At 58.2% G+C, this 8,236-nt stretch carries 8 protein-coding genes; 6 read left to right on the forward strand and 2 right to left on the reverse strand.

What is annotated here, in order from left to right; genetic code table 11:
• Positions 1-203 precede the first annotated feature (203 nt).
• The 3 genes from AB4Z11_RS15210 to AB4Z11_RS15220 all read left to right on the forward strand — a co-directional run bounded on the left by AB4Z11_RS15210 (position 204) and on the right by AB4Z11_RS15220 (position 2,149).
• Positions 204-1,295, forward strand: a complete 1,092-nt coding sequence (locus tag AB4Z11_RS15210) for an acyltransferase family protein (protein WP_442026087.1) — start codon at positions 204-206, stop codon at positions 1,293-1,295.
• 64 nt (positions 1,296-1,359) lie between these two features.
• Positions 1,360-1,626, forward strand: a complete 267-nt coding sequence (locus AB4Z11_RS15215; RefSeq protein WP_442026088.1) for a DUF6447 family protein — start codon at positions 1,360-1,362, stop codon at positions 1,624-1,626.
• 22 nt (positions 1,627-1,648) lie between these two features.
• A complete protein-coding gene (locus tag AB4Z11_RS15220) occupies positions 1,649-2,149 on the forward strand; it encodes a hypothetical protein (protein ID WP_442026089.1) in 501 nt (166 codons plus the stop codon).
• A gap of 3 nt (positions 2,150-2,152) precedes the next feature.
• Here the strand turns inward: AB4Z11_RS15220 and AB4Z11_RS15225 are convergent, their stop codons facing one another.
• Complete coding sequence (locus AB4Z11_RS15225) at positions 2,153-3,034, reverse strand: sulfurtransferase (RefSeq protein ID WP_442026090.1); 882 nt, start codon at positions 3,032-3,034, stop codon at positions 2,153-2,155.
• A 135-nt stretch (positions 3,035-3,169) separates the two neighbouring features.
• Between AB4Z11_RS15225 and AB4Z11_RS15230 the strand changes: the two genes are divergently transcribed.
• Positions 3,170-3,490 carry a hypothetical protein gene (locus AB4Z11_RS15230; protein WP_442026091.1) on the forward strand — a complete coding sequence of 107 codons (321 nt, stop codon included), beginning with the start codon at positions 3,170-3,172 and terminating at the stop codon, positions 3,488-3,490.
• Between the two features lie 36 nt (positions 3,491-3,526).
• Here the strand turns inward: AB4Z11_RS15230 and AB4Z11_RS15235 are convergent, their stop codons facing one another.
• The gene (locus tag AB4Z11_RS15235) at positions 3,527-3,829 is read right to left on the reverse strand and encodes a c-type cytochrome (protein WP_442026092.1); all 303 of its coding nucleotides are present in this window, start codon (positions 3,827-3,829) and stop codon (positions 3,527-3,529) included.
• 178 nt (positions 3,830-4,007) lie between these two features.
• Here AB4Z11_RS15235 and AB4Z11_RS15240 point away from each other — a divergent pair, with 178 nt between their 5' ends.
• Positions 4,008-4,166 (forward strand): hypothetical protein, encoded by a 159-nt coding sequence (locus tag AB4Z11_RS15240; protein WP_442026093.1) that lies wholly within the window; start codon positions 4,008-4,010, stop codon positions 4,164-4,166.
• A gap of 272 nt (positions 4,167-4,438) precedes the next feature.
• Positions 4,439-7,984, forward strand: a complete 3,546-nt coding sequence (gene dnaE / locus AB4Z11_RS15245; protein ID WP_442026094.1) for a DNA polymerase III subunit alpha — start codon at positions 4,439-4,441, stop codon at positions 7,982-7,984.
• Positions 7,985-8,236: the final 252 nt, after the last annotated feature.

The raw sequence follows: 8,236 nt of genomic DNA on the forward strand, positions 1-8,236 counted from the left end.
GCGCAGCGTGATCTGGCTCAGTCGCGTTATACCTATATGCTTGCCGCTCTGCGTTTGCGGGCTGCGGCCGGCACTCTGTCAGGCGACGACGTGCGTATGCTGGCGGCGCACTTCGAATAATAAGTGCCTTCTCCTGCGGACATTTTGCTGCGTGCAAGCGTAGTAAAATGTCCGTTTTCTTTTAGTCTTAATCTACCGGTCCGATGGCGTCGTCTGCATTGCAAGGAAACAATAGCAAATTATTAGGGCTTGAAGTCTTGCGCTTCATTTCCGCGATGGCTGTGTTGTTCTGGCATTACCAGCATTTCTCGTTTGTTGCGGATAAGGCGGTTGATTTTGCTCAGAATCAGCAACCGCTCTACGGCGTGTTTGCGCTGTTCTACAACTACGGCTTTTACGGCGTGCAGGTGTTTTGGTGCATCAGCGGCTTCATCTTCTTTTGGAAGTACCGTACCGCGTTGGCGGACGGCGCGATCGGCGCACGCAAATTCTTCGTGCTGCGCTTTTCTCGCCTGTATCCGCTGCACTTCGTGACGATGGTGCTGGTCGGTCTGCTGCAGCTGGTCTATTTTGCGCAGAGAGGTTATTACTTCGTCTACCAGCATAACGACCTCAAGCATCTGATCCTGAACCTGTTCCTGGCAAGTCATTGGGGTCTGCAGGATGGCTACAGCTTTAATGCACCGATCTGGTCGATCTCGGTGGAAGTACTGGTTTATCTGATCTTTTTCCTGACGCTGCGCTCGGTTGGTCGTAGCGCGTGGGTGAATGGCGCGGTGCTGCTGATCTGCGCAGCTGCGAAATGGGCGGGGGCAACTTCGCCGGTAGTGGACGCTGCAGCCTACTTTTATGCCGGGGGATTAGCGGCGATTGCCTTCCGATATCTTGAGGGATCAAAATACCTGGCGCATGCAAAGCTCGTGATGCTGGCCTTTGTCGCGCTCACACCGGTTGCCGCTTACGCCGGCAACTACTCGCGGGAACAATTTATCCCCTTATTCCTGCTGGCTTACTTGYCAGTGCTGCTGTTTGTCGCTGCGCGTGATTTCCCGATGCCTACGAAGATCCAGCGTTTGGTTGAGGCGGCGGGGAATATGACCTACTCCAGCTATCTGGTGCATTTTCCAATCCAGCTCAGCCTTGCGATCTTTTGCGATTGGCTGAATCGTCCTATTCCTTACTACAGCGTCAAGTTCTTCGGCATGTTCATGGGCTTGACGCTGGTGGCAGCGTATTTTGTGTACCGGTGGTTTGAGTTGCCAGCGCAGGACGCGATTCGCCGCAAGTTCGCCTGAGCATTGCGGGCTTGCCATCTCCGGACTTACAATCGCTGGCTAACCAAAATCAACCGGGGAAAAAATGAATCTTCCGCAATACATCACAATCAACGGTACTTCTTACGCATCTGAAAAACTGAGCGACGTGGCCAAACAGCAGGCCGCTAACATTCAAGTCGTCGACGCCGAATTGGCGCGCCTACAGCAGCAAACTGCAATCGCGCAAACCGCACGCAATGCCTACGTCAGTGCGTTGGTAGAGGCCGTGAAGGGCAAGGTCGACACTGCTACCGTAGAGAAGCCGAAGAAGCCGCGCGCACCACGTAAGCCAAAGGCTAAAGCGGAATAATAGAATTGCCTCTGTCAGACCAATGACCCCGGTATTAAAGCGCGTGACAACTGAGTTCATTCCGGCGGAGGATCGCGTGCGGCTGTCTGGCGAGATGGAGGACGGTCAAGTTGCGATCTGGCTCACGCGACGGCTCCTGGGCTTCCTGCTGCCGGTTTTACTGCAGCGACTGGATGACCTGTTCAGTTCTATGATTCCTGCGCACCGCGATGCCTTGCAGGAATTTGCGCAGCAGGCAGCAAGCAGTTCGCTCGAGGCGTCTGCGCCAGTGGTAACTGGCGATCAAGGATTGGCGATCGTGGCAACAGAGGTGGATGTGGGGCGCACCGATGAGGGCGTCTTGCTGACGATCCGCAATGACGCTCATGGTTTTCATCTGCCGCTTAGCAGCCAGGCCTTGCGTCAGTGGCTGCACATTCTCTATCGCGCCGACCGCCAGGCGGAGTGGAATCTGCCGCAATGGCCGGCCTGGCTGACCGGCGAGAACAAGCTTGCGCTGGAACCGACGGTCGCACTTCATTAGGTCTTACTCTTTGCCGTAACAGGCCGGGCAAGATTTGCCCGGTACGTATTCCGGCGCCAGCTGCTGGCGTGGCGTGACCACGGCGCGGCAAGCGAAGCATTGCTTGGTTTCGGTCGGTTCCAGCTGCGGATTCAGCGCGGTGCGGTAGTCGAACACGAAGCAGTCGCCGGTGTAGTGCGCGCCGCCGACTTCCTCGAAATACTTCAGGATGCCGCCTTCCAGCTGGTACACGTTGTCGTAGCCGATGTTTTGCATGTGGATCGCGGCTTTTTCACAGCGGATGCCGCCGGTGCAGAAGGTGACCACGGTCTTGCCGTCGAAGTCGGCCTTGTGCTTCTCGATCACTTCCGGGAACTCGGTGAACTTGGTCAGGCGGTAGTCGACCGTGTTGTTGAAGGTGCCGACGTCCACTTCGTAGTCGTTGCGGGTTTCGACCATGACGACCGGCTTGCCGTTGTCGTCGTGGCCCTGGTCGAGCCAGCGCTTCAGGGTTTTCGCTTCGACGAACGGGGCGCGGCCTTCTTCCGGCTTGATCAGCGGCATACGCATGGTGATGATCTCTTTCTTGATTCTCACCAGCATACGGCGGTGCGATTGCTCCTCCGACAAGCTTTCTTTCGTTTCAAGATCCGCCAGGCGGGCGTCGCTGCGCACCCAGGCCAGGTATTCATCGATGTGCTCGCGCGTGCCGGACAGGAACATATTGATGCCTTCCGGGGTCAGCAGAATGGTGCCTTTCAGGCCCAGGCGGGCGGTGATGTCCTGATATTGCGGACGCAGGTCCTCGAGATTGTCGAGGGTGATGAATTTGTAGGCGGCAATGTTGACGTAAACGGGCAGTGCCGCGCCGGCGCTCGCGGGCGCGCTCAGAGTCGATGCTTGCATGTTGCGTTGGGAATTAGAAACCGGAACAGCCAACATTATACCTTCTTCGGCCATTGCTTAAAAAGTGGGCAGGAACTTATCGGAGGCGGCTTTGTCTCATTCTGGTGAAGAGGAGACTCGATTGGGGAGTGCGCCATGGAACAGCCGCCAGAAGATGGATTGTCGTCGCAGGAAAGGCAGGCAAAAGCGATTGCCGATTTGTCATGCGAAGTGAAGCTGTTGTCGCAGCGGGTGGTGGCAGGATTCGCGGAATGCAGCGAGGCCAACCAGCATCTGGAAGAGCGGATTACTGAGGTGAAGACTGGACTGGATGCGAGAATTTCCGAACTCAGGTCTGATTTCGGAGAGCGCCTAGGTGCGATTGAGCGGAGATTGGATTTCTACGGGCGAGTTTTTACCAGCGTATTTGTCGCGCTCGTGGCGGGAATTTTCGGGAAGGCGATGCAGTGGTGGTGAAATGGCCGCCGGGCTTGTTGCCGGCGGCCGGGAAAATCATTTCTGCGACAGGACCCATTTCACCAGGGTGTGCGCTTCGGCGTCGGTTACCTGGTTAGGAGGCATCGGCACGGAGCCCCATACGCCGGAGCCGCCTTTCATCACTTTTTGCACCAGCTTGTCCTCGGCATCTTTCTGGCCTTTGTACTTGGCGGCGACGTCCTTGTAGGCTGGACCAACCAGCTTGGTGGCGACGGCGTGGCAAGCCAGGCAGTTCTTGGACTTGGCCAGATCTTCCGGGCTGGCTGCCTGGGCGGATACGGCCAGCATCATGAGCGCTGCAGCTGCGTAATATTTCATTGCGTTCTCCTCCTGGGTGGGCGTGTAAAAACCTTATTCTAGTAGATTCTTTAACACGCTATGTAAAGTTGCAGAGGGGTTAGCGGCACATTTGATGTCTCTTATGGAACCTTGGCATTCGGGCGATGATCCAACCAGCTCAAAACATGATACGCGCATAAGCAAACTGGAGAGAGCTGTGGATACTCAATCTGAGATCAACAAGGGCTTGGCCACGCTCGGCACAAAGGTCGAGCATGTGGACAATAAGATTGACGTAGTACGTGATCAACTCGACAAGAAGGTCGATACCGTGCGTGACCAACTGGATAAGAAGATCGATGCCGTACGAGACTAACTGGACAGGAAGATTGAGTCAGTGCGCGATCAGTTGGACAGGAAAATTGAATCAGTACGCGACCAGTTGGACCGGAAAATTGATGCGCTGCGGGCTGAGATGGACAGGAAATTCTTTTGGGTATATGGCGGAATCATTTCGATTGTTGCCGGCCAGGTCGCATTGTATTTCAAATGAGATCGAGCGTTGGCGATGTCGCCACGCCAGCGTACTTCAGGGGCGTCCGGACTGTTAAAATAGCGGCTCTTCTGCACAAGGATTGAGCACCGCGAATGAGCATTGACACCATCGAACAGGCAGGCGGCGTGGAAGCCGCGGCAGCGCCGGCTGGACCGGGATTCGTGCACCTGCGCGTGCACACGGAATATTCGATTGTGGATGGCCTGGTCCGTATCGACGACCTGGTCAAACAAGCCGTCAAGGACAAGCAGGGCGCGCTGGCGGTCACCGATCTGGCCAACCTGTTCTGCATGGTGCGCTTCTACAAGGCCGCGCGCGGCAAGGGCATCAAGCCCGTCGTCGGCGTCGACGCCTGGATCACCAATGACGAAAACCGCGACAAGCCAAGCCGCATCATGCTGTACGCGAAGAACCGCATGGGCTATCTTCAGCTGTGCGAGCTGCTGTCGCAAGCCTGGCTGACCAACACCTACAAGGGACGCGCCGAAATCCGCACCGAGTGGCTGGAAGCGCTGGCTACGCAGGAATATGCGCTGCTGCCCGGTGAGTCCGGCGCCAATGGCCTGATCGCCTTGTCCGGCGCCCATCACGGCGACATCGGCCAGGCAATTGAAAACGGCAACCTGGAACTGGCCGAGCAAAATGCCGAGAAGTGGGCCAGGATTTTCCCCGGCCATTTCTACATCGAGATCCAGCGCGCCGGCCAGCCGAACCAGGAACAGCAAGTGCGCCATTCGGTGGCGCTGGCATCCAAACTGGGTCTGCCGGTAGTGGCGACGCATCCGGTGCAGTTCATGACCCAGGAAGAATTCATCGCCCACGAAGCGCGCGTGTGTATCGCGGAAGGCGAGATGCTGGCCAACGCCAAGCGCGTGAAGCGCTTCAACGAGCAGATGCGCTTCCTGACGCAAGCCGAGATGGCGGAGCTGTTCCACGATCTGCCGGCCGCGCTGCAGAACTCCGTCGAAATCGCCAAGCGCTGCAACCTTACGCTCACGCTGGGCAAGCCGCAGCTGCCGAACTTCCCGACGCCGGGCATGACCATCGACGAATTCCTGGTGGCCGAAACCAAGAAGGGCCTGGAAGAGCGCCTGGAGCAGCTGTTCCCCGATCCGGTCAAGCGCGAGCAGGAACGTCCGCGCTACGAAGACCGCCTGAAGTTCGAGAACGACACCATCATCAAGATGAAGTTCCCGGGCTACTTCCTGATCGTTGCGGAGTTTATCCAGTGGGGCAAGAACAATGGCGTGCCGATTGGTCCGGGCCGTGGTTCCGGTGCAGGCTCGCTGGTGGCGTACGCGCTGAAGATTACCGATCTGGACCCGCTGAAATACAACCTGCTGTTCGAACGTTTCCTGAACCCGGAACGTGTCTCGATGCCCGACTTCGACATCGACTTCTGCCAGGAAAAGCGCGAACTGGTGATCCAGCACGTGAAGGATCTGTATGGCCGCGATGCGGTGTCGCAGATCGCCACCTTCGGTACCATGGCCGCGAAAGGCGCGATCCGCGACGTGGGCCGCGTGATGGACTTCGGCTACAACTTCTGCGATGGCGTGTCCAAGCTGATTCCGTTCAAGCCGGGCAAGCCGGTATCGATTGCCGAGGCGATCGAAGAAGAACCGCTGCTGAAGGAACGCCAGCAGAATGAAGAGGAAGTGAGCCAGCTGCTCGATCTGGCGCAGCAGGTGGAAGGCATCACCCGTAACATCGGCATGCACGCCGGTGGCGTTCTGATCGCGCCGGGCAAGCTGACCGACTTCTGCCCGCTGTACACCCAGTCCGGCGATACCGGCGTGGTGTCGCAGTACGATAAGGACGACGTGGAAGCCGTCGGCCTGGTGAAGTTCGACTTCCTGGGGCTGACCACGCTGACCATCCTCGACCGCGCCGTCAACTACATCAAGGATCTCGATCCGGCGATGGCGGACTTCGATCTCGCCAAGCTGCCGCTGAATGACCGCCCATCGTATGAGCTGCTGACCAAGGCGAAAACCGTCGCCGTGTTCCAGCTTGAGTCGCGCGGCATGCAGGGCATGCTGAAAGACGCGCGTCCCGACCGCTTCGAAGACATTATCGCGCTGGTGGCGCTGTACCGTCCCGGCCCGATGGACCTGATTCCGGACTTCTGTAAGCGTAAGCACGGCGAGAAGTTCGACTATCCCGATCCGCGTACCGAGGGCATCCTGTCCGAAACCTACGGCATCATGGTTTATCAGGAACAGGTTATGCAGATGGCCCAGATCATCGGCGGCTACTCGCTGGGCGGCGCGGACATGCTGCGCCGTGCAATGGGTAAGAAGAAGGCCGAAGAGATGGCCGAGCACCGCGAGATCTTCCGCAAGGGCGCGGGCGAGCGTGGCCTGACCGAAGAAAAGGCCGACGAGATCTTCGACTTGATGGAGAAGTTCGCTGGCTACGGCTTCAACAAGTCGCACGCGGCGGCGTATGCGCTGCTGTCGTATCACACCGCCTATCTGAAGCATCACCACACCGCCGCGTTCATGGCAGCCAATATGTCGCTGGCCATGGACGATACGGACAAGGTGAAGATCCTGGTCGAGGACTCCATCGAGGTCTGCGGCCTGACCATGCTGCCGCCGGATATCAACAAGTCCGACTACCGCTTCCGCCCTGACGGCGAAGCGCCTTCGGTCACCGGCAAGCCGGTCAAGAACATCCGTTACGGCCTGGGCGGCGTGAAGGGCGCGGGCGAGAATGCGATCATGGCGATCATTGCGGCACGCCAGTCCGGCGGTCCGTTCACCAGCCTGTTCGACTTCTGCAAGCGCGTCGACAAGAAGCAGATCAATCGCCGCACCATCGAAGCGCTGATCCGCTCCGGCGCCTTCGATTCCTTCGGCGTGGACCGCGCGGTGCAGTTTGCCTCCGTCGGATTCGCGATGGAGTATGCGGACCAGGAAGCCAAGTCGGCCAACCAGGTCAGCCTGTTCGGCGGCGACGATTCCGATCTGGTGGCGCCTCCGGATTATGTGCAGGCCACGGCCTGGACCGACCGCGAGAAACTGGCGGAAGAAAAAATCGCGCTGGGCTTCTACCTGTCCGGTCACATGTTCGACTCGTATTCCGGCGAAGCGCGCCGCTTCGCGCGCACCAAGCTGTCCGAACTCGAACCGTCGCGCGAGCCGCGCATGATGGCGGGCGTGATCACCGGCGTGCGTACCCAGATGACCCAGCGCGGCAAGCTGCTGATCATCACCCTGGACGACAAGACTGCCGTGGTGGAAGTCACCGTGTACAACGAGCTGTTCGAACCGAACAAGCATATGTTCAAGGAAGACGAATTCCTGTGCGTGACGGGCAAGGTTTCCGAAGACCGCTTCTCGGGCGGCCTGCGCATCACGGCGGAAAAGGTCTACGACATCACCGCCGCGCGCGTGCAGTTCGGCCGCCAGATGGGCTGGTCGCTGCCGAATGCCGTGCCGTCTGCCAAGCTGCAGGAAGTGCTGGCGGCGCATCGCGACGAGTATGGTCTGCCGATCGCCATGCGCATCAAACCGCAGGGCATCGATTGCGTGCTGCAACTGGGTGATGAATGGCGCGTGGCGCCTTCCGATGCACTGAAAATTGCACTGGAGCAGGGCCTTGGCGCACAGGAAGTTGCTGTCGAATATTAAACCTTTATGCAGGGCTAGACTCTGCGGTTAGAACCGGGTTTTCTACGGTCGCAAGTGACATAAAAGCAACCAAGTTGCCGAGGTGTTTAGGTAAGATATTTTCACCAACAACAACTGCGGCGGCTTGCCATGCTGTTCAATTCGTTCAGCTTCCTGCTGTGCTTCTTGCCGGTGACGCTGATCGTTTATTTTCTGGCGGCGCGGCGGGCACCTGATCTGGCTATCGCCTGGCTGGCGCTGGCCTCCCTGTTC

It is taken from the genome of Pseudoduganella sp. RAF53_2, assembly GCF_052113985.1.
Classification (GTDB): domain Bacteria; phylum Pseudomonadota; class Gammaproteobacteria; order Burkholderiales; family Burkholderiaceae_D; genus Rugamonas.

What these genes read in the sequence shown, in the direction of transcription:
- AB4Z11_RS15215 (WP_442026088.1), top strand. Translation starts at nt 1,360, where the DNA reads ATGAATCTTCCGCAATACATCACAATCAACGGTACTTCTTACGCATCT.
- AB4Z11_RS15220 (WP_442026089.1), top strand. Translation starts at nt 1,649, where the DNA reads ATGACCCCGGTATTAAAGCGCGTGACAACTGAGTTCATTCCGGCGGAG.
- AB4Z11_RS15225 (WP_442026090.1), bottom strand. Translation starts at nt 3,034, where the DNA reads ATGCAAGCATCGACTCTGAGCGCGCCCGCGAGCGCCGGCGCGGCACTG.
- AB4Z11_RS15230 (WP_442026091.1), top strand. Translation starts at nt 3,170, where the DNA reads ATGGAACAGCCGCCAGAAGATGGATTGTCGTCGCAGGAAAGGCAGGCA.
- AB4Z11_RS15235 (WP_442026092.1), bottom strand. Translation starts at nt 3,829, where the DNA reads ATGAAATATTACGCAGCTGCAGCGCTCATGATGCTGGCCGTATCCGCC.
- dnaE (WP_442026094.1), top strand. Translation starts at nt 4,439, where the DNA reads ATGAGCATTGACACCATCGAACAGGCAGGCGGCGTGGAAGCCGCGGCA.